This window comes from Sphaerimonospora cavernae (assembly GCF_042435035.1).
GTDB classification, from domain to species: domain Bacteria; phylum Actinomycetota; class Actinomycetes; order Streptosporangiales; family Streptosporangiaceae; genus Sphaerimonospora; species Sphaerimonospora cavernae.
In genome coordinates, this window is sequence record NZ_JBHMQT010000009.1 from 86185 (window position 1) to 109948 (window position 23764).

Below are 23764 nucleotides of genomic sequence, written 5' to 3' on the forward strand. Positions count from 1 at the left end.
GACGCGTCCCCGGGCAGGGGCCGAGTCGGTCAGGGAGCCAAATGATGGACGCTGATGCGCGCCTGTTCGACTCTCTGGGGTTCCAGTGGGATCGTTCGTCTGTCAACCGTGAGATCCCCGTCCATGATGTGGCCCGGGCGGTGTGGCGCTACCAGCGGTCGCTGCCCGAGTTCGTGTGGGATGCGGCAGTCCTGGAGGGCAACCCGTTCACCTATCCCGAGGTGCAGACCCTCATGGAGGGCATCACCGTCGGCGGCCACAAGGTCAGTGATGAACGGCAGGTCCTCAACCTGGCGGAGGCCGGCAGAGAACTGGTGACCGTCGTGAAGTCCGGGGAGTTCCGTCTCGACAAGGCGACATCGGACCGGTTCCACCAGATCATCGCGAGAGACGAGGCGCTGGAGGCGGGCCACTTCCGCGGCGAGGGCTCGCTGACCCTGACTCCGGGCGTCAGCCTCGGCGAGTACGGTCGCTACCTGCCCCCGCAGACAGTGCCGGGCGGGGAGAACCTCCGGCAGATTCACGCGGAGGGACTCCGTGCGCTCGATGACGAGGCCGACGACCCGTTCGAGCAGGCCATCGCCTACTTCCTTTTCGGCGCGCTGCAGCAGTTCTACTTCGACGGCAACAAGCGGACAGCCCGAAACATGATGAACGGGCACCTGGTGTCCCATGGCATCGACGCCATCAGTGTTCCGGCTGCCCGCCGAGTCGAGTTCAACAGGGCCATGGTCGACTTCTTCCGGACCAAGAACGGCACCGAGATGTTCGCCTTCCTGGCCTCCTGCCACCCCGACCTCAGCTTCCCCTGATCGCGGGTGTGCCATGCCGATCCCGCCAGCTGGAATAGGTTCCCGGCTATCCGGCGGAGCGCTCCTGTTCATCGGTGAACAGGTCGCTGGTGGAGGTGGCGGTGACGGCGCGTCGTGCCCATTCATCGAGCCGGTCCAGGTCTCCGCAGGCGGTGATGTGGGCGCGCTCGGCGTCGGAGACGGGAATGTTCCGTACCTTCAGGATGGTCAGCACCGCTCTGGCCTCACCCTCGACGCGGCCTTCCGCGCGGCCTTCCGCGCGGCCTTCCGCGAGTCCTTCTGTCTTGCCTGCGCCGAAGTGCTTACGGGCGAAGGGGCTGTAGACCGGCCAGGTAGCCGAAGCTGATTCCATGATCTTCTCCATCATGAGTCGGGCAGCCTGCGAAGCCAAGCGATAGGCGTATTCATAGTATTGCGGAGCGTGTTCGGCGGGGAGGTGCCCCAGCGCGGCTATGAACGCCTCTGCCACCGGCGGCTGCTCCCCGTGGGTCATCACCGACAGCGCGGCCAGCTCCGGATGCGCCGCGGCCTCCGCCGGATCGGTGATCGGCGGGATCTGATCGGGGCCGATCACCGCGCACCTCAGCGTGTAGCCCGCCAGCTTGGTGTCGATCGGCTTGGCCGCCCACTCGGCGGTGCCCGCGTCCGTGCAGATCACCAGCACCGTGACCGGGCAGTCCAGCTGCAGCCACAGCGTGGCGGCATACCGGGGCATCTGCTTGCGTTTCTCCTCGTCCTTCTTCTGCTGGATCTCCACGATGATGGCGTGCTCGGGCGCATGCCGGGGGCCGACCGTGATCACCGTGTCGGCGTACCGGTCCTTCGACAGGCGGTCGTTGAGCTCGTTGCCCACCACTTGGACCGGAAGCCCGCCGGGCACCTCGACGCCGAGATGGTCGCGCAACATCTCCACGGCGAGCTCGGGCCGGTTGCGGAACATGAGGTTGAGTGTGTCGTGCTGGGGGGACGGCATAAAACTGAACGTTACATTACAAGCGCAATGAGTAATGAACGCTTTGGTGGGCCGCTCCGGGTCGCACCGCCGCCGCGTGCTCAGCGGGCGAGTTCGGCGCGGAGGTCGGCGGGGGAGGTGACGGGGGCGCGGCAGGTGAACCGGCGGCAGACGTACGCCGCGGGCTCGCCGTCGATCATGCCGCGTCCCTCCAGGAGCGGAACGTCGACCGCGCCGTCACCGACCGCGATCACCAGGCCGGGGCTGGGCGCCATCAGCGCGGCCCGGTGCAGCGCCTCGGTCCGCGGATCATCGGACGGACCGACGATCGCGACCTCGGCCGGGCCGTACCGCGCGGCCTCGGCCACGGCGAGGCCCCAGCCGGCGAACCGGGCGTACTTCTCGGCGAGCACGGAGACCGCGCCGAGCGCCGCCTCGGCCGCATCCCGGTGCCGTGCCGAACCCGTCAGCGCGGCGTAGGACAACAATGCCCCAGCCGCCCCGAACTGACCCGACGGTGAGGCGTTGTCCGTCGGGTCCTGTGGCCGCTGGAACAGTCGCTCACCGTCGTCGGGCACGTCGAAGAAGCCCCCCGAACCGTCCGGGAAGCGGGTGAGCATGGTCTCCAGCAGGTCGCCCGCCGCGTGGAGCCACCGCGTCCCGCCGGTCACGCCGTAGAGGGTGATGAAACCCTCGGCGACGTTCGCGTAGTCCTCCAGCACGCCCGCGTTGGTCCCCGGCCGCCCGTCGCGCGAGGTCCGCAGCAGCCGCACCCCTCCTCGCGCCAGGCCGTGTTCGGAGCCCTGATCCGGGTGGCGTGAAACCGCGCTTTCGGTCTTGAAGTGCAGCTCGGCGAGCAGCTCGGCCGCTCCGCGTGCGGCGTCGATCAGGTCGGGGCGCTCGAACAGCGCGCCCGCCTCGGCCAGCGCGGCGATCGTCAGGCCGTTCCACGCGGCGACCACCTTGTCGTCCCGTCCCGGCCGGGGCCGCCGCTCACGTGCCGCGAGCAGCGCCGTACGGACCCGGTCGAACCGGGTGGCGTCATCGGGGTCGGCGAGGAGTTGGAGCACAGACGTCCCGTGCTCGAACGTGCCGGCCGCCGTGACTTCGAACAGCGCGGCGGCCCAGGCGCCGTCCTCCTCCCCGAGTACCTCCCGGAGCTGACCGGGCGTCCAGATGTAGAACAGCCCCTCGCCGTGTCCGCCGTCGGGGCCGGCGCTGTCGGGGTCGGCGCTGTCGGCGTCCAGCGCCGAGGCGAAGCCGCCCTCAGGCGTGCGCATCTCGCGCAGCAGCCAGTCGGCGGTCTCCAGCGCGACCCGCCGTGCGAGCGGCGAGCCGGCCGACCGCCACCAGTGGACGTAGACCCGTAGCAGCAGGGCGTTGTCGTAGAGCATCTTCTCGAAGTGCGGGACACGCCACTCGGCGTCCACCGAATAACGTGCGAAGCCGCCGCCGAGCTGGTCGTAGACGCCGCCCCTGGCCATCGCATCCATGGTCTTGCCGGCCATGGCCGTGGCGTCGTCGGTGTTGTGCCGGAGCAGGAACTCCAGGACCATCGACGGCGGAAACTTGGGCGCACCGCCGAAGCCGCCGTGCCGCTCGTCGAAGCTCTCAGTGAGGTTCCGTACGGCGAGGCCCAGCAGCCGCGCGTCGGGCAGCGGACCGGAGGGCAGCCCGGAGCGCTCGTTGAGGGCCTCCACCACCTTGGAGCCCTGTGCGAGCACGCCCTGGCGGTCCTCCCGCCAGGCCTGGGCGACCCCCTGGAGCAGCCGCTGGAAGTGCGGCCTGGGGAAGTACGTCCCGGTGTAGAACGGATGTCCGTCCGGGGTGGCGAACGCGGTCATCGGCCAGCCGCCCTGACCGGTCATCGCCTGCGTGGCCGCCATGTAGACGGCGTCGACGTCGGGCCGCTCCTCGCGGTCGACCTTCACGTTGACGAACAGCTCGTTCATCAGCCGAGCCGTCGCCTCGTCCTCGAACGACTCGTGCGCCATGACGTGACACCAGTGGCATGCCGAGTAGCCCACACTGATCAGCAGCGGGACGTCACGCCGCCGGGCCTCCTCGAACGCCTCCTCGCCCCAGGCGTACCAGTCGACCGGATTGTCCGCGTGCTGCAGCAGATAGGGACTGGTCGCATCCTTCAGCCGGTTCACTCGGGTCATCCTCTCCGGCATGCGCGGTAGTGACTTCTTCAGTCTGCGTGAGCCGTACGGCCGAGGGCAAAGTGGGGGTGATCGTTCCCTTACGAGGGCGAGAGGCGTCCGGGGGGACCGGGGGGATGTGTTCCGGCGGCGGCGGGCGTAGGCTCACTGAGCGTGGGGCTGGATCTGGACTTCGCCGTGAGACATTCGGGACGTGCGCCGTCCGCGCTGACCCGGCGGGACGTGGCGCGGGCGCTGTTGGCCGTGCCCTCGGGGCAGGCCCTGGTCTCCCTTCCCGACCTACGCCGGGAGCTCGTCGCGGCGGGCAACCCGCTGTCGGTCGTGTTCTGGGAGTCCGCCAAGGCGATCCTCACGCAGATCGAGTCCGGTAGCGCCACGGTGGGTCAGGTGCGGCACTGGCTGGAGGCCAGCGGGACCGAGCCGATCATGCTGACCCGCAGCTACTTCCTCTGGCCGGAAGAGGACGAGCGCGGTCCGGTGGCCACCGAGATGTACGAGCGGCTCGTGGCGTTCCTGGAGGAACGGCTGGCGGCCGGCGAGATCGACGCGGACGCGCTGGCAGCCGGAGAACCGGAGGCTCGGAACGCGTATGAGGAACTCCAGGAACGCTGGCTCGGCACACCGCTTCCCGACGGCCGCGTGCCGAACGTCGTGGTCAACGACGAGCAGGACCGGGAGCTCTTCGCCGCCTGGGATGAGGAGGAGGCCTTCGCGCTGAGCGAACTGCGCCGGGTGCTGGAGGATCTGCCGGAGCCGCCCTTCCCGGCGGCCGATCTGCGGTCGGCCGTGGCGAGGCTGCGCGTCACGCTTACCCGCCCGGGCTATCCGGGCAACGTCCTGCGCGCGGTGGCGGGCCTGGATGAGGATCTGCCGGAGGGTGGCATTCCGGATGCGGGTGCGCTGCCCGACTCCGACGAGGAGCTGTGGCTCATCGTCGCCGCCGGGATCGCCGCCCCCATCTCCGATCTCCCGGACGAGGAGGACGCCGCCCGGTTCTTCGACCTGGACCGTGAGCTCAGCCACGAGGACTCGATCCTGGCCTCGCTGTGCGCCATCAACCATGCCGACTGGCTCGCCGCAGTGATCACGCTGACCCGGTACGGCCCTGGCGTGCTCGCCTCGCCCGAACGGATCGCCAGGTTCATCGCCGACTCTGAGGACGTCGACGTCGAGCCCGATGAGCCGGAGGATCTGGAGGCGACGGAGATGCTGTTCACGGCCGTCACACCGCTGTGGGCGCATCTCGGCATCGTCGACAAGGCGGAGGTGCTCACCTCGCTCGGCTGGTGGGGGCTGCCCAAGGCCCTCGAGCGAGCCTGGTCGACGCGATGACGACAGAGCCCGGTTGATCAAGACGCGGGTTCGGCCACCAGGTCCTGATATTCCGGGTGACGCCGGATGTATTCGGCCACGAAACCGCACAACGGGGTGACCGTGAGCCCGGCGGCCCGCGCGGAGTCGAGGGCTTCGCGGACGAGCGTGCCGCCCAATCCCCTGCCCCCGAACTCCTCGCCGATCTCCGTGTGGGTGATCACGATCCTCCCGGGCCTCGACCGGTAGTCGGCGAAGCCCGCGAGGACGCCGTCCACCATGATCTCATACCGCGATTCCTCGGGATTGTCGGCGACCTCGATCACTTGTCGGGTCACTTGTCGCCGCCGTTCGCGCGGGTGCCGTTCTCGTGCCCGTCATCCGGCGGTTGGATCTTGGCGATCTGCCTGTTCATCGACTTGAGCAGGAAGAACAGGGCCAGACCGATCCCGGCCACGATGATGAACGCGAGAGTGCCCGGGCCGTAACTCGTGTAGTCCACCCGTCCAGCTTACGAGCAGGTAGGCGCGACCTCCGCGTGGATCCCCGTGAACAGGTCGTCCTCGGGCAGCGCGGTGTCGACCAGGGACCTCGCGAGGTGGTAGTCCTCGGTCGGCCAGACCTCCTCCTGGACCTCGCGGGGGCAGACGAACCAGAACCCGTCCGGATCGACCTGGGTGGCGTGCGCCAGCAGGGCGCGGTCCCTGGTCTCGAAGTAGGCGGCGCAGGGCACCTTGGTCGTGACGTCCCACTTCTGCGGCCGGTCCTCCCATCGGGCGATCCAGTCGCCGTACGGCGACCCGATCCCGCGCGCGGTCATCGCGTCGTGCAGCGCCTCGAAGCGCTCGCGGGTGAAGCCCATGTGGTAGTAGAGCTTCAGCGGCTGCCACGGCTCGCCGGTGCCGGGGTAGCGGTCCGGGTCCCCGGCCGCCTCGAACGCCTCGATCGACACCCGGTTCGTCAGGATGTGGTCGGGGTGCGGATAGCCGCCGTTGTCGTCGTACGTCAAGATCACGTGGGGGCGGAACTCCCGTACGGCGGCGACGAGGGGGGCCGACGCGGTCTCCAGCGGTTGGAGTGCGAAACAGCCCTCGGGGAGCGGCTCGTTCTCGTCCTCCGGGAGCCCGGAGTCGACGAAACCGAGGAAGCGCTGCTCGACGCCGAGGATCTCGCGGGCCTTCGCCATCTCCTGCCGGCGGACCTCTCCCATGTTCTCCAGGATGTCGGGCCGGTCCATCTTCGGATTCAGGATCGAACCGCGCTCACCCCCGGTACAGGTCACGACGAGGACCTCCACGCCCTCCGCGACGTACCTGGCCATCGTCGCCGCGCCCTTGCTCGACTCGTCGTCGGGGTGCGCGTGCACGGCCATCAGCCTCAACGGTGCACTCACGGCTCTCCTCATGGTGTGCTGGGTCCGCAAAAGAGGTTAGCTTCTAATGAGCCCTGTGCTTCGGATCCGCATCCTGCCCGATCCGCGGCAGCCATGGCTCACCAGACGATCGTCTCGCACAACACCGACAGACTTCAGGGAGATTCCGCGATGCCCAGCGACAAGGCCGCTGCCGGGACGGCCACGGGAGCGGCTGCGGGAGCAGCCGGGGAGCGGCCCATCCTCGGCACACCGGACGAGTTCCCGCCGCGCCCGCCGCGCCGCGGAGGTTTCGCGACCTATCTGGTCATTGCCCTGATCGTCGCCGTCATGGCCGGCGGCTGGGGGTACGTCATGATGTCTGCCAGCGGCAACCCTCTCGTGAAGGCTCAGGTGATCTCCTTCGACGCGAGTGCGGCCGACTCGGCGGAGATAACGTTCACCGTGCACAAGGTCGCCGATCGGGCGGCGACGTGCCGTCTGCGCGCGCTGGACACCGGGCACATGGAGGTCGGCAGCCGGATGATCGACGTTCCCTCGGGTAAGGCAGAACTGACCTTCAGGGAACGACTGAGGACGAGTGCGCAGGCCACAGCCGTATATGTCGACTACTGCGATCTCGTATAGTGGAATCTTTGGGAAGCGTTCGAAGACGGGTAGGGTCTCCGCGTATCAGAGGGGACACGACCCATCTTTCGAGTCACTTACGGAAACAAGGAGAGCCCGTGGCCGTCTCCCAGAACGAAAACGTCACCTGGCTGACGCAAGAGGCGTACGACCGTCTCAAGAAGGAGTACGAAGAGCTTTCGGGCCCGGGTCGCATTGAGATCGCCAAGAAGATCGAAGCCGCCCGGGAAGAGGGTGATCTCAGGGAGAACGGCGGTTACCACGCCGCCAAGGACGAACAGGGCAAGATGGAGGCCAGGATCTTCCATCTGCGCCAGATCCTCGACAGCGCCAAGGTCGGAGAGGCACCCCGCACCGAAGGCGTCGTCGGGCCCGGCATGACCGTCACCGTCCGCTTCGACGGCGACGAGGAGGAGGTCACCTTCCTGCTGGCCTCACGCGAGGAGAGCGGTTCCCCCATCGACGTCTACTCGCCCAACTCCCCCCTTGGATCCGCCATCAACGGCAAGAAGCTCGGCGAGAAGGCGACCTACACGCTGCCCAACGGCAGGCAGAACACCGTGGAGATCCTCGAGGCCGTGCCCTACGTCGGCAACTGAGCCACTGAGGTAACTGAGAACCCCCCCTTTCTGACAAGGAGCCGGGAGTCCCGTGGATTGCGGGATTCCCGGCTCTTACGGCAGTCTCATCCTGGAACGAACCAGGATCACCCCGGGCGGAACGCTCCGGGGGCCGCGGAGAGGGGGGAGCTCGTGCTCGACCACGGCCGAGCGCGAGTTCTCGTCCGCCCCAGGCGGACCCCGGCCGACCCGGTGCGCCGGGCCGTCGGGCTGCGCAGGACCATCTCCCTCATCGCCGTGCTCCTGGCGTCGATCCTGCTGGCCGATGTCGTGATCCTCATCCGGCTCGACGGCTTGGACGGCGTGGACGGTCCCGGCGGGATGGCGCGGGCCGGTGGACCGGGCGTACGGCGTGCGTACGGGCACGGCCAGTACGTCGCGGCGGCCGAGCGGGCGACCGGCGACCGGCTTGCCTCGGGCACCCCCGAGCCGTCCGGAGAGCCCGGGAAGTCCGGGGACGATGCCGCGGGGCGGGGTGGCGCCTCCGACCCGGTGGCGCCGCTGAAGCAGCTGATCCGCCCGCATCTCTTCGTGGTGTCCGCCCATCCGCTCGCGCCGGATGTGGTGGCCGGGGTCCGGAGCCAGAAGGGCGTGAAGGCGGCGGAGGTGACCGACGCCGCCGAGGTGCACATCGACGGCAAGCGGGTGCAGACGATGGGCGTCGATCCCTCGACCTTCCGCGCGTACACCCCGTCGAAGACGGCGGGCTCCGACGGGCTGTGGCAGAACGTCGCCGCCGGGGACGTGGCGGTGTCGTTCGAGCTGGGTCACGACGGCGGCGTGGAGCTCGGCTCGACCGTGGACGGAGCCGGGCTGCGGATGCGCGTCGGAGCCTACGCCACGGTCGGGATGGGGTCGATCGCCGCGGTGGTGTCCCGGCGGACCGCCAGGTCACTCGGCATCCCGGAGGGCAACGCCATGGTCGTGAGCGCGCCCGACGTCGACTCGGCGAAGCTGCGCAGACAGCTGCTGAAGCTCCTGCCCAAGGGCAGCCAGGTCGCGACGATCAACCCGGTGGTGGTCGCCCCGCGCGGCAGCACCGCCTGGCCGGCGAGCGCGTTCATGTCGTCGCAGCAACTCCAGGTCGCGCTGCGGGCCGCCGTCGGCAAGGTCGGCCGTCCCTATGCCTGGGGCGCGGAGGGGCCGAACAGCTTCGACTGCTCCGGGCTGGTGCAGTGGGCCTATCGGCAGGCGGGGGTGCGGATGCCGAGGGTGGCCGCGCAGCAGTGGGCGACGGGGCCGCAGATCTCGCTGTCCCAGGCCCGGCCCGGTGACCTGCTGTTCTGGCGCAACGACCCCACCAACCCCCGCTACATCTCCCACGTGGCGATCTACTGGGGTGATGGGAAGATGCTGCACGCCCCGCGCACCGGCGACGTGGTCAAGATCGCCCCGATCTACACGAAGAACCTCGCGGGCGTGGTGCGGGTCAGCCCCGCGGTCTCCGCCCGCGTCCGCTGACCCGCCTCCTGATCCGCTCGCCGGGCGCTATTCGGCCTTGACCGAGACGGGGTCGAGCCAGCCGAAAGGCGTCAGCTTCGCCGCCGTGACGCGACTCGAATAGCCCGCCGTGTCCTGGTCGTTCCACAGCGGGATGAACGGCAGGTCGTGGGCGAGCATCGTCTCGGCCATCATGTAGTGCTTGAGCGCCCGGGACGGGGACACCTGCCGGTCCGCGATCTTCAGCCGCGCGTCGAACCTCGGGTTCCGATAGCGCCAGTAGTTGGACGGGCTGCCCGTCGAGTACAGCGGCCCAAGAACGTTCTGGATGTGCGGGAAGTCGAGCTGCCAGCTCATCCGGATCATGCCGTTCAGCTTTCCCGCCGATGCCGCGTTCATGAACGCGATGACCGTGGGCTTCGCCTTCGGTACAACCTTCAGCTCGCCCTTGAACGTCCGGTTGACGCTCGCCGCGATCGCGGTCACCGTCTCCTGGTGGCCGCCGTCGGCGCTGTAGTAGAGGGGGATGGTCACCGGCAGCTTGACGCCCTTGGCCTTGGCCTGCGCCAGGATCCGGCGCGCGACGGAGGGGTCGTACATGCAGGCCTGCCCACAGCTGTCACGCCGCGCGCCTTCGGCCGTCGGCGGGACCCACGACCGCGCGGGGACCCGCATGCCGTTCCAGAGCCGCTTGGCGATGCCCTCTCGGTCGATCGCCATCGAGATCGCCCTGCGGACGTCGTGGTTCGCCGCGATCTTCGGCGGAAGGCCGATGCCGGAGATGACGCCGTTCGGCCGGGCGATGACGCGGCCGTCCAGGTCCTCCTTGTACTGGCCGCCCTTGGAGTACGGGATGGTGCCGAGGAAGTCCAGGTCGCCGGCGAGCAGATCACGATACGCGGCCTCGTGGTCCCGGTACGCCCGATAAGTGATCTTCGTCACGTACGGCTTGGCCGTACCGGCGTAGTCGTCGAACCGCTCGACCACGGTCTCGCCGCCCGGGGACCATTTCACGACGCGGAAGGGACCGTTGCCGATCGGCTTCCTGCCGGCCGGATTCATGATGAGGGACGCCGGCTCCTTCAGCGCGGAGTCGGGCAGCGGGGAGAACGCGACATGGCCCAGTTTCGCCAGGAAGGGTCCGAACGGCTTGGTCAGCTCGATCGTGAACGTGTAGTCGCCGGTCACCTTCAGGCCGGACATCCTCCGCTTGCCGTATCCCTTGATCTCCTCGAAGAGGAAGGAGTTCACCCCATTCCTGGCGGAGGCCGCCAGGTTCCACGCCTCGACGAAGTTGCGCGCCCTGACCGGGGTCCCGTCGTGGAACTTCCATCCCTTGCGCAGCGTGACGCGGAACCGCCGGTTGTCCCGGGTAGTGATCGACTTCGCCACGCCGTACCGCGACTTGGAGGTGCCGGGGACGTACTCGAGCAGGCCGGTGAACAGCGCGTCGAGCATGTCGCCGCCGCAGCGATCCGCGTTCGCGGGAGTCACCGTCTGATAGGGCGAGCAGGTCGCGACCGTTATCTCCGCATCCCCGGCGGCCGCGTGGGCCGGGCCCGCGGCCGTTTGCAGCGCGAGGCAGGAGACCAGGGGGATGGCCGCCGCGGCGGTTCGCTTGGACACAGGACCCTCCAGGATGATTCACCGCAAGGGGATCATCATAGGGAGTGACACGTCCTTTCGTATTGTTTGCGGCAGATCGGCACTCATACCCACAGGTGATGCAGCGTTGTAATGTCGATTACATGGATGCAGTCGAGCAGCTTCGAGGGTGGTTCGCCGAGCGGCTACCGGACGAGTGGTTCACCGGGCCGCCGGAGATCTCGCTGGACCGGGAGGAGATCACCGTCATCGGCACGCTGCCGCCGACGGCCGTGGCGGTGGGGGCGGTGGGGGCGGAGGGGATCGGCGAACTGGAACGTGCCGCCGTCATCGGCGGGTACGTCGAGCGGTTCCGCGAGGAGACCCGGGAACGCCGCATCGACATCGCGCGCGAGGCCGAGCACCGGTTCCGCCGCAAGGTCTCCTGGGGCGTCGTCGCCGAGGGCGACAGGGTGATGTTCACCACGCTCTCGGTGCCGGTGATGACCCGCCTGCGTCAGCCGGAGCGCCAGGTACTGGACACTCTGGTCGCCGCGGGCGTCGCCCGCAGCCGCAGTGATGCCCTGGCGTGGTGCGTCAGGCTCGTGGGCAGACACACCGACACCTGGCTCGCTGACCTGCGAGATGCGCTCCAGCATGTGGACCGGGTCCGCGCCTCGGGCCCCGACGTGCTGGACTAAACCAATTCCAAAAAAGGCCTAGACCATTGGCAATGGCCTATACCAATGTGTAACTCCCGGGAGGCGGGTAGAGAAAAGGGGACGTTTCTTTGAAGGTGGCCAAAGTGGGTAAGGTTTCCCGCACATCACCGTCCTGCCTGGTCAGCGTCGCAGGGTCGAATCGCCGGGCCGGACGGTCGTCGATCGCCGTCCATTTAGCGTGTGAAAGTGTCGCCGCAGTGCATGGTCTACGCCAATTGGACCGGACGGCCATTCGTCGTTGATGATCATTTGGCCCTGCGAGAATGAGGAGCCGGCCCCGTGTCCATTTCCACAGAGGTACCCGTACCTACCGCTCACGCCGAACTGGCCGCCTGGGTCAACCAGATCGCCGCGCTCACCCGGCCCGACCGGATCCACTGGTGCGACGGCTCCGAGGCGGAATGGACCCGCCTGACCAACCTGCTCGTCGAGCAGGGCACGTTCAAGCGCCTGGCCAAGCGGCCGAACAGTTTCTACGCGGCCTCCGACCCCAGTGACGTCGCCCGGGTCGAGGACCGGACGTTCATCTGCTCGGAGCGCGAGGAGGACGCGGGCCCCACCAACAACTGGGTCGCTCCCGCCGAGATGCGCCGGACGTTCGACGCGCTCTTCGACGGCTGCATGCGCGGCCGGACGATGTACGTGGTGCCCTTCTGCATGGGCCCGCTGGGTGGCGAAATCTCCCAGCTCGGCGTGGAGATCACGGACTCGCCGTACGTCGCGGTCTCGATGCGGATCATGACGCGGATGGGCGACGAGGCGCTGCGCCTGATCGAGGAGCGCGGCGACTTCGTCAAGGCGGTCCACTCCGTGGGCGCCCCGCTCGAGCCCGGCCAGGCGGATGTGCCATGGCCGTGCAGCCAGACCAAGTACATCAGCCACTTCCCGGAGACCCGGGAAATCTGGTCGTACGGCTCGGGCTACGGCGGCAACGCGCTGCTGGGCAAGAAGTGCTACGCGCTGCGGATCGCCAGCGTGATGGCCCGCGACGAGGGCTGGCTGGCCGAGCACATGCTGATCCTGAAGCTGACCCCCCCGGAGGGCGAGGCGCGCTACGTCGCGGCGGCCTTCCCGTCGGCCTGCGGCAAGACCAACCTCGCCATGCTGCAGCCCACGATCCCGGGCTGGCAGGTCGAGACGATCGGCGACGACATCGCCTGGATGCGTTTCGGCCCGGACGGGCGGCTGCACGCCATCAACCCCGAGGCCGGCTTCTTCGGGGTGGCCCCGGGAACCGGACAGTCCACGAACGCCAACGCGATCCAGACGCTCTGGGGCAACAGCATCTTCACCAACGTGGCGCTCACCGACGACGGTGACGTGTGGTGGGAGGGCCTGACCGACGAGCCGCCCGCCCACCTGACCGACTGGAAGGGCCGGTCCTGGACGCCGGACTCGCCCGAGCCCGCCGCCCACCCCAACGCCCGGTTCACCACGCCGGCCGAGCAGTGCCCAACCATCGCGCCCGAGTGGCAGGACCCGGCGGGCGTGCCGATCTCGGCGATCCTGTTCGGCGGCCGCAGGGCGACCGCGGTGCCGCTGGTCACCGAGTCGTTCAGTTGGCAGCACGGCGTGTTCCTCGGCGCCAACGTGGCCTCGGAGAAGACCGCGGCCGCCGAGGGCAAGGTCGGCGAGCTGCGCCGCGACCCGTTCGCGATGCTGCCGTTCTGCGGTTACAACATGGGCGACTACTTCGGGCACTGGCTGGAGGTCGGCAGGGCGGCCGACCTGGAGAAGCTGCCGCGGATCTACTACGTCAACTGGTTCCGCAAGGACGGCGGCGGCCGGTTCCTGTGGCCGGGCTTCGGCGAGAACAGCCGCGTGCTCAAATGGATCGTCGACCGGCTCAACGGCAGGGCGCAGGCCGTGCCGACCGCGATCGGCAACCTGCCGGTGGAACTGGACACCGAGGGTCTCGACGTCGCCCCGGAAGACCTCGAGATCCTGCTCAGCGTCGACCCCGAGGTCTGGCGGGAGGAGGCCTCGCTGATCCCGGCCCACTTCGAGACCTTCGGCGACCACCTGCCCAAGGAGCTCTGGGACGAGTACCACGCCCTCGTGGAACGGCTCGGCGAGCAGGGCTGATCACGTTCGCGGCATTGAGAACGACGGGGCATCCGGCCGGACGTGGCCGGGTGCCCCCGCGCTTTGTGCAGGAACAATGGAACGGGCACGTCGTCGAGGCCCCGATAATTGAATGATCGAGCCGATCCGGCCCCGACGATGAGGCCGGCCGCGAGGAAGAGGACGGCATGAGCGTGCGCGATCTCGTGTACAAGCTGTACGAGCGCAGGCTCGAACGGAAGCTGTCCCCGGCCCAGATCCCCCGGCACGTCGGAGTGATCGTGGACGGCAATCGCCGGTGGGCCCGCGCCATGGGCCTGGACGACGTGAGCCGCGGGCACCAGAAGGGCGCCGACAAGATTTCAGAGCTGCTGGTGTGGTGCCGGGAGGCCGGCGTCGAGTACGTGACGCTGTGGCTGCTGTCCACCGACAACCTGACCAGGGACAGGTCGGAGCTCGAACCCCTGCTCCAGGTCATCGAGGGGCTCGTACGGAATCTCGTCGAGCAGGGCTGGCACATCAAGCCGATGGGCTCGCTCGACCTGCTGCCCGATCACACCGCTCGCGTGCTCAAGCAGGCGAAAGAGACCACATCCCACCGCCCTGGCCTGATTGTGAACGTTGCGGTTGGGTATGGAGGAAGACGTGAGATCGCTGATGCGGTGCGCTCCCTCCTCCAGGAGCAGGCCAGCAAGGGCGCGAGCATCGAGGAGCTCGTCGAGGTCCTCGATGTCGAGCACATCGCGGAGCATCTCTACACGCGCGGCCTCCCCGACCCGGACCTCGTCATCCGGACATCGGGAGAGCAGCGGCTCTCCGGATTCCTGCTCTGGCAGAGCGCCCACTCCGAGTTCTACTTCTGCGAGGCCTACTGGCCTGACTTCCGCAGAGTCGATTTCCTGCGGGCGCTCCGCTCATACGCCGCGCGTCACCGTCGGTACGGCTCCTGAAACGTTTCGTGAACGGCACCTTTCGGGCACCGTTTCGCTATTGGGTCCGGAGGATTCGTTACGTACCGTGGTAGGTAAGCGGCCACCGCTCGGATGGGTGGCCCTTACCTCGGGAGAGGGCCCGTCCTTGCGCCATGACAAAGCGAGGAGGGCCGGGATCCCGGTCCGCCTCTCGGCAGGCCGCGGGCCCGGTCCGTTCACCACCAGTCAAGGCAGGGCGCTCTCTGGCGCCCGGGGGAGAACGCGTGGCAGTGTCCTCGAGCAATCCGTCCGCATCTCGCACCTACGTTCTGGACACCTCGGTCCTGCTCGCCGACCCGGCGGCGATGAACCGCTTCGACGAGCACGAGGTCGTCATCCCGATCGTCGTCATCACTGAGTTGGAGGCCAAGCGCCATCACCCCGAACTGGGGTATTTCGCGCGTGAGGCTCTCCGTTTCCTCGATGACATGCGGGTGCGATACGGACGCCTGGACGAGCCCATGCCGATCGGCGATGGGACCATCCGGGTCGAGCTCAACCATAGTGATCCGTCGATCCTCCCGGCGGGATTCCGCCTGGGCGACAACGACACCCGCATTCTCACGGTCGCGCAGAACCTGGCGGTCGAAGGCCGGGATGTGGTGCTGGTTTCGAAGGATCTCCCGATGCGGGTCAAGGCCGCCTCCATCGGCCTCGCCGCGGAGGAGTACCGCGCGGGAATGGTCGTCGAGTCCGGCTGGACGGGCATGGCCGAGCTACAGGTCACCGGCGAGGATCTGGCGGCGCTGTTCGAGAACGGCACGGTCGAGCTGGATGAGGCCCGCGACCTACCCTGTCACACGGGGCTGCGGCTGCTGGCCAGCCGCGGTTCCGCGCTCGGCCGTGTCCTGCCGGACAAGTCCGTACGGCTGGTGCGCGGCGACCGGGAGGTCTTCGGCGTGCATGGCCGGTCGGCCGAGCAGCGGATCGCGCTCGACCTGCTCATGGATCCCGAGGTCGGGATCGTGTCCCTGGGCGGGCGGGCCGGCACAGGCAAGTCGGCGCTCGCACTGTGCGCCGGACTGGAGGCCGTGCTCGAGCGACGCCAGCACCGCAAGGTCATCGTCTTCCGCCCGCTGTTCGCCGTCGGCGGTCAGGAGCTCGGCTACCTGCCCGGCACGGAGAACGACAAGATGGGCCCGTGGGCGCAGGCCGTCTACGACACCCTGGGCGCGGTGACCAGTCCGGAGGTCATCGAGGAGGTCATGGACCGCGGGATGCTGGAGGTGCTCCCGCTGACCCACATCCGCGGCCGGTCCCTGCACGACGCGTTCGTCATCGTGGACGAGGCCCAATCTCTGGAGCGCGGGGTGCTGCTGACCGTGCTGTCCCGGATCGGGGCCAACTCCCGGGTCGTGCTCACCCACGATGTCGCCCAGCGTGACAACCTGCGCGTGGGGCGCCACGACGGTGTGGTCGCGGTGGTGGAGAAGCTGAAGGGCCACCCGCTCTTCGCGCACATCACGCTGACCAGGTCCGAGCGGTCGCCGATCGCCGCGCTGGTGACCGAGATGCTGGAGGACATCACGGTCTGATCCGTAACATCCGGCCCCGGGGCGGCCGTCACGGTGGAAGGCGGCCGGCCCTGGGGCTCAGATCCCAGAACTCCCGGCAGGTGTGGGTCTTCGGCCGGCCCGTGCTCTCGGGAGTGGCGTGCACGATCTCCACGGCCCAGATCTCCGGCCGGAGCCGAGCCGTACAGGTGATCTGGGCCATCGCCATCCTGGAGATCTTCCAGCCGCTCACGGTCACCCGCATGTGCAGGCTGTAGATGATGTCCGGGTCGTTGCGACGGTCCGGGTCCGGGGTGCTGCGCACGAGCTGGACCTGCGTCAGCGTGAGGCCGGACAGCGCCGTGGCCGCGCGTTTCGGCATTCGCCGTTCCGCTTTGAACAGGGCCGTCATGACATCGGTCGGCTGCGGCGACTCCGTGGCGACCGTCATCGGCCACAGCCGGCCGTCGCGGATCAGGTAGATCGTGGCGGCGGCGGGCATGTTGCTGATCACGGGTGCGGGCCCCGCGTCGATGACTTCCGTGGGCTCCACGCCGCAGGCGGCCACCGGCGCTGTGAGCAGTGCCGAGAGCAGGGCGGCGACGGCACGCCGCCGGGTGCGCAGGCGCCTCATGTGACGACCGGTCTCGGCGGCCGGGGTATCCGTACCGTGAAACGCGTGCCGGGGTCGCATCGCTCCACCGTGATCGTGCCGTCGTGCAGCTCCGTGTTGGCCTTGGCGATGGCCAGCCCGAGTCCGCTGCCGTCGCTCCTGGATCGGCCGGCTCCGGCCTTGAAGAAACGGTCGAACACGTGGGGGAGCGCCTCTTCGGGGATGCCGGCGCCGTGATCGCGTATCGTGATCTCCAGCGTGCTCCGCACGAGGCGGGCGTTCACCAGCACCGGGGGTGCGCCGTGGCGCAGCGCGTTCCCGGCCAGGTTGGCCACGATCACGTCGAACCTCCGAGCGTCCAGAGAGAAGGCGAGACCGGCGGGCACGGTGAGCTGCACCCGGTCGGTCCAGCCCCGAACCTCGAGGCAGTCGGCCAGCGTGTCGCCCACGTTCACGGTCTCCCGCCGGAGCACCGCCGCGCCGGCGTCGAAGCGGCTGATCTCGATCAGGTGCTCGACCATCACGCGCAGCCGGTTGGTCTCGCGGATGATGATACGTACGGCCTCGCCGACGTCGTCAGGGAGATCGTCGGCGTCCTCGGCGAGCATCCCGGTCACCGCGGTCATGGCGGTCAGCGGAGTGCGCAGCTCGTGGGAGACGTCGGCGACGAACCGTCTCGACATCGACTCCAGCGTCCGTAGTTCCGAGACGGTCTGTTCCAGCGCCGCGGCGGTCTCGTTGAACGTCGCGGTCAGTTCCGCCAACTCGTCCGCGCCCCGTACGGGAAGTCGCACACGCAGGTCACCGGCTCCCAGCGCCCTGGCGGCCTCGCCCAGCCTGCGCACCGGGCGCAGCACTCCCCGCGCCGACAGCAGCGCCACGGTCAGCGCGATGGTCAGCGTGATGCCCCCGGCCTGGGCGAGGGCCGTGCGCAGACGCAGCAGCGTGCCCTCCTCGTCGGCCAGCGGCACGAACACGTAGGCCGTCAGCCCGGTCGGCCACGGGACCCCGCTGTGGCCGGTCCGCTGGAGCTGGGTGGCGATGATCAACCAGGGTTCGTTCCGCAGCCGGACCCGCTGGTGGGCCATCCGCTGGGTGGCCTGCATGATCAAAGGGCCGGGCATGTCGGCCATGGTGAACCGGGCGCCGGGGCTTGAGCGGCGCAGGGCGCCGTAGGTGATGATCGCCGTACGGTCGGGGACCGCCAGCGCGGACACCAGATCGGCCAGGTCGTCGCCGGTCACGGAGGGCCCGTCCGGCCATACGACGTCGCCGATGCCGACCAGCGTGGTCTTGGAGAGCGTCTCACGCACCCCGGCCACGGCGACGCGCTCGGCCCGGTCGAGGATCTCGCGCCGGACGAGCTGATATCCGAGCCCCGCGACCATGAAGGAGGCCGTGACCGCCACCAGGGTGAAAGTGATCACCAATCGGGCGCGGAGACCGGTCGGCAGCCAGGTCACGGCGGGCTGAAGCGGTATCCGAAGCCGCGTGCGGTGTGGATGAAGACGGGATCGGCCGGTACGGGCTCGATCTTGGCGCGTACCCGTTGGACGCAGGCGTCCACCAGCCGCGAGTCGCCCACGTGCGTGTGATCCCACACCGCGCGCAGTAGGTAACGCCGGCTCAGCACCTGGCCGGGATGGCGGACGAGTTCGAGCAGTAGGCGCAGCTCGGTCGGGGTGAGGTGGACCTCCCGTCCGGCCAGGCTCACCTTGAGCGCCCCGCGGTCGATCACGAGGTCGCCGAAGCTGACCCGGTCGGCGGAGGCGAACTCCAGACGGCGCAGCACCGCCCGGATGCGGGCGTCCAGGACCCGCGGTTCCACCGGTTTGACGACGTAGTCGTCGGCGCCCGCCTCCAGGCCCACGACCACGTCGAGATCGTCGCCCCGCGCGGTGAGCAGGATGACCGGCAAGGAGTCGATCCGCCGGATCCGGCGGCAGACCTCGACGCCGTCGATGCCCGGCAGCATGACGTCGAGGATGACGATTTCGGGCCGCCGGGCCCGGATGTGCTCGAGCGCCTCCTCGCCCGTGGCGTACGCGGTGATCGAGTGCCCCTGCCGGGTGAGCGCCAGCTCGAGCCCGGCTCGGACCGAGGGGTCGTCTTCGACCAGGAGGATGCCTGCCACGCGGTCATTATGGTGCGCTTGGGGTTGTTTTTCCCAAGTTGTCCCGAACTTGTAAAGCAGTCTGTATACCAACGGTACGAACATGGACCACGCTGTTGTCGGGAGTGTGGCCAACGACCGGAGCTGGGGCGTGTGCCGGTGATGTGAGGAATCTCACAGTTTCCCGAAAGTCCATGTAAGGCGGGGACAGGGTCAAGGAAACACCAAACGGTTACCAGGTTCGGGTCGCGACACCTCCCAAGACAGGGCAAGCTCATAGGCCGTGAGCTCTGGTCAGCGCCTGAAGGAACCCACCCGACCGTCTCGCGCCCGTTCGCGGCGTGCGGCAGGCCGGAGGGGCGGCTCCGACGGCCTGGGCCGTGGCGGACGTTCCAGTGGCTCGGGTGGGAGCTGGCTCACCCCCAAACGGCTGATCATCATGGGTCTCACGGTCGCGTGCGTCACCGGCGGCACCGTCTTCCTCGTCCGTACGGCCATCGAGAACGCCAACGCCCCCCATACGCCGCTCACCCCCCAGGACCTCCTGGCCGCCGACCCCTATGCGCCCAACCCGGAGAACGACGCGCTCAAGGCGGCGGCCGCACAGGCGCTCAGAAAGCAACGGCAGAAGGAACTGCGGAGCGAGCACACCGACGGCGGCCTCGACCCCGTGAAGATCGCGCCGAAGGCGCCGGGCGGAGGGGGATTCGAGCCGGCGGACTTCCCGCCCGGCTCGACTCCGGACCCGGGCAGCAACAAGGCGCTCGGCCGGCAACTGGTCGAGGCCCGCGGATGGGGCGGCGAGTGGGGCTGCCTGGAGAAGCTCTGGGACAGGGAGAGCCACTGGAACGAGCGGGCGATGAACCGCTACAGCGGTGCGTACGGCATCCCCCAGGCGCTCCCCGGCAGCAAGATGGCCAGCGCCGGGTCGGACTGGCAGACAAGTGCCGCCACCCAGATCAAATGGGGCCTCGGCTACATCGCCGGTCGCTACAAGACGCCCTGCGGAGCCTGGGCCCACTCCCAGCGCGTCGGCTGGTACTAACCCCCGACGTGATCTTGCGAATTCTCGCAGGCGACCCGTCTCACCAGCTTGTTTACATTTTATGATCTTGCAGTTTCTTGCAGATGCGTACTCTGAGCAGCGAAAACACTGTTCATGATCTTGCATTCACGACTGCAAGATCATGAACATGTAAAGTGCAGGTCAGATGGCACTTCTGCGATTATCTACAAGATCACGAATGGGATTCACGCAGGTCAGGGGGACGGCTTGCGAGAAACTACAAGATCACGGGGTATGGGCTGGCGCGCGAAACTCTGGTCAGGGTTGTTCGTCCTTTCGGCAAGCTGACAGGATCTCAGCGGTCCGCACTGCACGCTTGGCCTCATGGGTGTGAAGGTCAGCGTGGTAGTGCCCGTGTCCAATCCCGGGCTCGAGAACGACGCCTTCGGCGCGTGCGTGCGTTCGCTCCTGGAGCAGTCGCTGCCGCCGGAAGACTATGAGGTGATCTTCGCGGACGACGGTTCCACGGACGGGACACGGCGGCGGCTGGACGCGGTCGCCGAGCACCGGTCGAACGTCCGCGTCCTGCACCTCGATCACAGCGGCTCGCCCGTACGGGGCCGCAACGTGGGACTGTCAGTCGCGCGGGGCGAGTACGTCTACCTGATGAACCAGTGCGACAGGCTGGAGCCGTACGCGCTGGAGCGGATGCACGACATGGCGGTGGACGCCGACGCCGATGTGCTGATCGGCAGGCTGGCCGACGCCCCACGCAACGCCCCACGCAACGCCCTACGCGGCGACCCAGGCAACGCCCCGCGCAACGGCTCGCGCGACCGTCCGCCGCAGTCGGCTTTCGCGGCGAACCGGTTGCGTGCCGACATCCTGCGCGACCATCTCCTCGCGCTGCCGACGGCGCACAAGCTGCTCAGTCGTGAATTCCTGGAATCCCAGCAACTGCGCTTCCTCGACCGGCCGCTGTCGGATCAGCTCTTCACGACCAGGGCCTACCTGTCGGCGAAGGTGATCGCGGTGCTCGCCGAAGAGGTCTGCTGCCACGTGGACCCCGCCGAGGAGGAGACGCTGGACGCCGAGGCGCTGTTCGAAGGCCTCAACGCGGTCTTCGACGTCGTCGACGCACACACCGAGCCGGGGGCGCAGCGTGACCGGATCTACGCGCACTGGTACCGCGTGCTGGGGCTGCGCCGCCTCGGCGGGACCCGCTTCCTCACCGCCGCCCCGGACGAGCGGGCGATCCTGTTCTCGTTCCTGCGGCGCCTGACCCTGGACCGGATCCCGGAGAACCTCGACGCGCATCTGCCGGTGCGTCCGCGGGCACGGGTGGCGCTGCTGCGCCAGGACCGGCCGGAGTCGCTCGTCGAACTCGCCGAGGCATCGCATGGCACCCGGCTGAGCGCCGAGCTGCGGGACCTGCGCTGGGACCGCGGCACGCTCGTGCTCGACCTGAGCGTGGAGATCCTCCAGGCCGACGGCGGCCCCATGTGGTTCCGTGAGCAGGATGACCGCCTGCTGTGGACGCCTCCGGCGCCGATCAAGGGGCTGACCGCTCCCGACCTCGTGGACGTCACCGGGGCGGTGGGCAGGGTCCGCATGGAGGTCTACATCCGCGACCCCGAGACCGGCGTGACGTACCTCCTTCCGGCGGCGAGCACGGTCGGGCGTGCTTCGGTCAAGGGCCGGGCGCGGGTCTGGGCGAGTGGGGAGGCGCGGCTCGACGTGGGGTCGGCCGCCATGGGTCGGCCGCTGCCGCCGGGCATGTGGGAGGTTCACGTGCGGATGCGCGGCGTCCATCCCGGCCGCGCCCGGATCGCCCGCCCCGACGCGGTGATGACCTGCGCGGGCGTGCTCGCCGACGAGCCCAGGAGGTTGGTGACGCCATGCTGGTCCGAACGGGGCGAGTTGGGCGTCCGCGTGCAACCGGGTTCGTTCTCCGAGTCCGTCGCGCTGGTCTCGTCCAGGGCGGCGGTGGCGCGGCAGGGCGGGCATGCCTTCGTGGTCGTGCCCGTGCCGTACGTGCCGCCGAGCGGAGGGCCCACGGTGGAGTTGGTCCTCCACGAGCAGGACGGACGTGGCCGGACCATGGCGGTGCCCGCGCTCGTCGAGCCCGGGATCCCGGGGCGGGTCGCCGGCCAGCTCATCGCGAAGGTGCCCGTGAGCCGGGTCGGGGGTGAGGACTGCCTCGGGCCCGGGGCCTGGCGGCCCAGCCTGCGGATCGACCAGAAGGAGGCGGACCTGCGGTTCTGCCTGGCGGTGAGCCGCGCAGGTCAGGTGGACGTGCTCCGCGCCGGGCACGTTCGCGGCGCCGCGCCGTCGAAGCTCAGGCGGCTCGCGGTACGGCTTCGCCGGGTGGTCGCCACCCGTCGGCACTGAGACAGACCTTCCTCGGGTCGTGCCCCATTCGGGCCGGGCGTCGGTGTCCTCGGCGTCGGCTCTTGATAGGAGTGGTTCATGGGCGAATTCCGTGTTGAACATGACTCCATGGGCGAGGTGCGGGTTCCCGCCCGCGCCAAGTGGCGGGCGCAGACCCAGCGGGCGGTGGAGAACTTCCCGGTGTCCGGCCGGGGACTGGAACCCGCGCACATCGCCGCCCTCGCCCGGATCAAGGCCGCCTGCGCGAAGGTCAACGCCGACTACGGCGTCATCGACGCCGAGCTGGCCCGGGCCGTACGGGACGCCGCCGGCGAGATCGTCGAGGGGCGGTGGGACGACCAGTTCCCGGTGGACGTCTTCCAGACGGGCTCGGGCACCTCGTCCAACATGAACGTCAACGAGGTGATCGCGACGCTCGCCGAGGAACGGCTCGGCCGCCCGGTCCACCCGAACGATCACGTCAACGCCGCCCAGTCGTCCAACGATGTGTTCCCATCCTCGATTCACGTGGCGGCCACGTTGGCGGTCACGCACGATCTCACCCCCGCGCTCGAACACCTGGCGACCACGCTGGCGGAGAAGGCCTCCGATTTCGCCGACGTGGTCAAGGCGGGCCGGACCCACCTGATGGACGCGACGCCCGTCACACTGGGCCAGGAGTTCGGCGGGTACGCCGCGCAGATCGAACTGGGCATCGAACGGCTCCAGGCGGCGCTGCCGCGCCTGGCCGAACTGCCGCTGGGCGGTACGGCCGTGGGCACGGGCGTCAACGTGCCGGGGCCAGACTGGGCGGCGGCGGTCGTGGCGGAGCTGAGCCGCACGACCGGCCTGCCGTTCACCGAGGCGCGCGACCACTTCGAGGCGCAGGGCGCGCGAGACGGCCTGGTGGAGCTGTCCGGGATGCTGAAGGTGATCGCGGTGTCGATGAACAAGATCGCTAATGATCTACGGTGGATGGGGTCGGGGCCGCGCGCCGGGCTCGCCGAGATCAACCTCCCCGACCTCCAGCCGGGGTCGTCGATCATGCCGGGAAAGGTCAACCCGGTGATCCCGGAGGCCGTCACGATGGTGGTCGCGCAGGTGGTGGGCAATGATGCGGCGATCACCATGGCTGGGGCGGGCGGCGCGTTCGAGCTCAACGTGATGCTGCCGGTGATGGCGCGCAACCTGCTGGAGTCGATCCGGCTGCTGGCGAACGTCTCTCGGCTGCTCGCCGACAGATGCGTGGCCGGGGTCACGGCCAATGAGGACCGGATGCGGGAGTACGCGGAGTCGTCGCCGGCCATCGTCACCCCGTTGAACCGTTATGTGGGCTACGAGGAGGCGGCGGAAATCGCCAAGCAGGCGCTGCGCGAGCGGAAGACGATCAAGGAGGTTGTGATTGAGCGAGGTCACGTCGCCGACGGCACGCTGACCGAGGAGCAACTCGACGAGATCCTCAATGTGCTGTCCATGACCAGGCCCCGGCCCACATGAGCGGGAGGGGATCCACACTGGCCGGTCTCAGG

At 68.9% G+C, this 23764-nt stretch carries 21 protein-coding genes; 12 read left to right on the forward strand and 9 right to left on the reverse strand.

What is annotated here, in order from left to right:
* Nucleotides 1-41 precede the first annotated feature (41 nt).
* The gene (locus ACFHYQ_RS06745) at nt 42-812 is read left to right on the forward strand and encodes a Fic family protein (RefSeq protein ID WP_394300207.1); all 771 of its coding nucleotides are present in this window, start codon (nt 42-44) and stop codon (nt 810-812) included.
* Nucleotides 813-858: 46 nt separating this feature from the next.
* Here ACFHYQ_RS06745 and ACFHYQ_RS06750 read toward each other — a convergent pair whose 3' ends face one another.
* Entirely contained in the window at nt 859-1785 is a 927-nt protein-coding gene (locus ACFHYQ_RS06750; RefSeq protein ID WP_394300208.1) for an RpnC/YadD family protein, read from the reverse strand.
* A gap of 80 nt (nt 1786-1865) precedes the next feature.
* Nucleotides 1866-3929, reverse strand: a complete 2064-nt coding sequence (locus ACFHYQ_RS06755; protein ID WP_394300209.1) for a thioredoxin domain-containing protein — start codon at nt 3927-3929, stop codon at nt 1866-1868.
* 153 nt (nt 3930-4082) lie between these two features.
* On the opposite strand from ACFHYQ_RS06755, the gene ACFHYQ_RS06760 reads away from it, so the two are divergent.
* Nucleotides 4083-5261, forward strand: coding sequence for a hypothetical protein (locus ACFHYQ_RS06760; RefSeq protein WP_394300210.1), 1179 nt, complete (start codon nt 4083-4085; stop codon nt 5259-5261).
* Between the two features lie 17 nt (nt 5262-5278).
* On the opposite strand, the gene ACFHYQ_RS06765 is transcribed toward ACFHYQ_RS06760, so the two are convergent.
* Genes ACFHYQ_RS06765 through mca form a run of 3 tightly spaced genes read right to left on the reverse strand, consistent with a single transcriptional unit; the run spans nt 5279 to nt 6633 of the window.
* The gene (locus ACFHYQ_RS06765) at nt 5279-5578 is read right to left on the reverse strand and encodes a GNAT family N-acetyltransferase (RefSeq protein ID WP_394300211.1); all 300 of its coding nucleotides are present in this window, start codon (nt 5576-5578) and stop codon (nt 5279-5281) included.
* Nucleotides 5575-5742 (reverse strand): hypothetical protein, encoded by a 168-nt coding sequence (locus ACFHYQ_RS06770; RefSeq protein ID WP_394300212.1) that lies wholly within the window; start codon nt 5740-5742, stop codon nt 5575-5577. Before ACFHYQ_RS06770 ends, ACFHYQ_RS06765 begins: the two co-directional genes overlap by 4 nt.
* A 9-nt stretch (nt 5743-5751) precedes the next feature.
* Nucleotides 5752-6633 (reverse strand): mycothiol conjugate amidase Mca, encoded by an 882-nt coding sequence (mca, locus tag ACFHYQ_RS06775; RefSeq protein ID WP_394300213.1) that lies wholly within the window; start codon nt 6631-6633, stop codon nt 5752-5754.
* 150 nt (nt 6634-6783) lie between these two features.
* Here mca and ACFHYQ_RS06780 point away from each other — a divergent pair, with 150 nt between their 5' ends.
* The 3 genes from ACFHYQ_RS06780 (at nt 6784) to ACFHYQ_RS06790 (ending at nt 9320) form a co-directional block, all read left to right on the forward strand.
* Nucleotides 6784-7239, forward strand: a complete 456-nt coding sequence (locus ACFHYQ_RS06780; protein WP_394300214.1) for a DUF4307 domain-containing protein — start codon at nt 6784-6786, stop codon at nt 7237-7239.
* A gap of 98 nt (nt 7240-7337) precedes the next feature.
* Nucleotides 7338-7838 carry a transcription elongation factor GreA gene (gene greA / locus ACFHYQ_RS06785; RefSeq protein ID WP_204013318.1) on the forward strand — a complete coding sequence of 167 codons (501 nt, stop codon included), beginning with the start codon at nt 7338-7340 and terminating at the stop codon, nt 7836-7838.
* Nucleotides 7839-7991: 153 nt separating this feature from the next.
* On the forward strand, nt 7992-9320 hold the full coding sequence (locus tag ACFHYQ_RS06790) for a C40 family peptidase (RefSeq protein WP_394300215.1): 1329 nt from the start codon (nt 7992-7994) through the stop codon (nt 9318-9320).
* Between the two features lie 27 nt (nt 9321-9347).
* Here ACFHYQ_RS06790 and ACFHYQ_RS06795 read toward each other — a convergent pair whose 3' ends face one another.
* Nucleotides 9348-10925 carry an ABC transporter substrate-binding protein gene (locus ACFHYQ_RS06795; RefSeq protein ID WP_394300216.1) on the reverse strand — a complete coding sequence of 526 codons (1578 nt, stop codon included), beginning with the start codon at nt 10923-10925 and terminating at the stop codon, nt 9348-9350.
* 122 nt (nt 10926-11047) lie between these two features.
* On the opposite strand from ACFHYQ_RS06795, the gene abmR reads away from it, so the two are divergent.
* The 4 genes from abmR to phoH2 all read left to right on the forward strand — a co-directional run bounded on the left by abmR (nt 11048) and on the right by phoH2 (nt 16175).
* Nucleotides 11048-11584: an ATP-binding transcription factor AbmR gene (gene abmR / locus ACFHYQ_RS06800; RefSeq protein WP_394300217.1), complete on the forward strand. Its 537-nt coding sequence runs from the start codon at nt 11048-11050 to the stop codon at nt 11582-11584.
* 300 nt (nt 11585-11884) lie between these two features.
* Nucleotides 11885-13690 (forward strand): phosphoenolpyruvate carboxykinase (GTP), encoded by a 1806-nt coding sequence (locus ACFHYQ_RS06805; protein WP_394300218.1) that lies wholly within the window; start codon nt 11885-11887, stop codon nt 13688-13690.
* Nucleotides 13691-13857: 167 nt separating this feature from the next.
* Nucleotides 13858-14619 (forward strand): isoprenyl transferase, encoded by a 762-nt coding sequence (locus tag ACFHYQ_RS06810; RefSeq protein ID WP_204013324.1) that lies wholly within the window; start codon nt 13858-13860, stop codon nt 14617-14619.
* 245 nt (nt 14620-14864) lie between these two features.
* The gene (gene phoH2 / locus ACFHYQ_RS06815) at nt 14865-16175 is read left to right on the forward strand and encodes an RNA 5'-3' helicase PhoH2 (protein WP_394300219.1); all 1311 of its coding nucleotides are present in this window, start codon (nt 14865-14867) and stop codon (nt 16173-16175) included.
* A 28-nt stretch (nt 16176-16203) separates the two neighbouring features.
* Here phoH2 and ACFHYQ_RS06820 read toward each other — a convergent pair whose 3' ends face one another.
* Genes ACFHYQ_RS06820 through ACFHYQ_RS06830 form a run of 3 tightly spaced genes read right to left on the reverse strand, consistent with a single transcriptional unit; the run spans nt 16204 to nt 18880 of the window.
* Entirely contained in the window at nt 16204-16767 is a 564-nt protein-coding gene (locus ACFHYQ_RS06820) for a hypothetical protein (RefSeq protein ID WP_394300220.1), read from the reverse strand.
* Nucleotides 16764-18209 carry a sensor histidine kinase gene (locus ACFHYQ_RS06825; RefSeq protein WP_394300221.1) on the reverse strand — a complete coding sequence of 482 codons (1446 nt, stop codon included), beginning with the start codon at nt 18207-18209 and terminating at the stop codon, nt 16764-16766. The genes ACFHYQ_RS06820 and ACFHYQ_RS06825 overlap by 4 nt, the downstream gene beginning before the upstream one ends.
* Nucleotides 18206-18880, reverse strand: a complete 675-nt coding sequence (locus ACFHYQ_RS06830; RefSeq protein WP_394300222.1) for a response regulator — start codon at nt 18878-18880, stop codon at nt 18206-18208. The genes ACFHYQ_RS06825 and ACFHYQ_RS06830 overlap by 4 nt, the downstream gene beginning before the upstream one ends.
* A 418-nt stretch (nt 18881-19298) precedes the next feature.
* On the opposite strand from ACFHYQ_RS06830, the gene ACFHYQ_RS06835 reads away from it, so the two are divergent.
* The 3 genes from ACFHYQ_RS06835 to ACFHYQ_RS06845 all read left to right on the forward strand — a co-directional run bounded on the left by ACFHYQ_RS06835 (nt 19299) and on the right by ACFHYQ_RS06845 (nt 23732).
* Nucleotides 19299-19904 (forward strand): aggregation-promoting factor C-terminal-like domain-containing protein, encoded by a 606-nt coding sequence (locus tag ACFHYQ_RS06835; protein ID WP_394300223.1) that lies wholly within the window; start codon nt 19299-19301, stop codon nt 19902-19904.
* Between the two features lie 345 nt (nt 19905-20249).
* Nucleotides 20250-22256, forward strand: coding sequence for a glycosyltransferase family 2 protein (locus tag ACFHYQ_RS06840; protein ID WP_394300224.1), 2007 nt, complete (start codon nt 20250-20252; stop codon nt 22254-22256).
* 78 nt (nt 22257-22334) lie between these two features.
* Nucleotides 22335-23732, forward strand: coding sequence for a class II fumarate hydratase (locus ACFHYQ_RS06845; protein WP_394300225.1), 1398 nt, complete (start codon nt 22335-22337; stop codon nt 23730-23732).
* Nucleotides 23733-23764 lie beyond the last annotated feature (32 nt).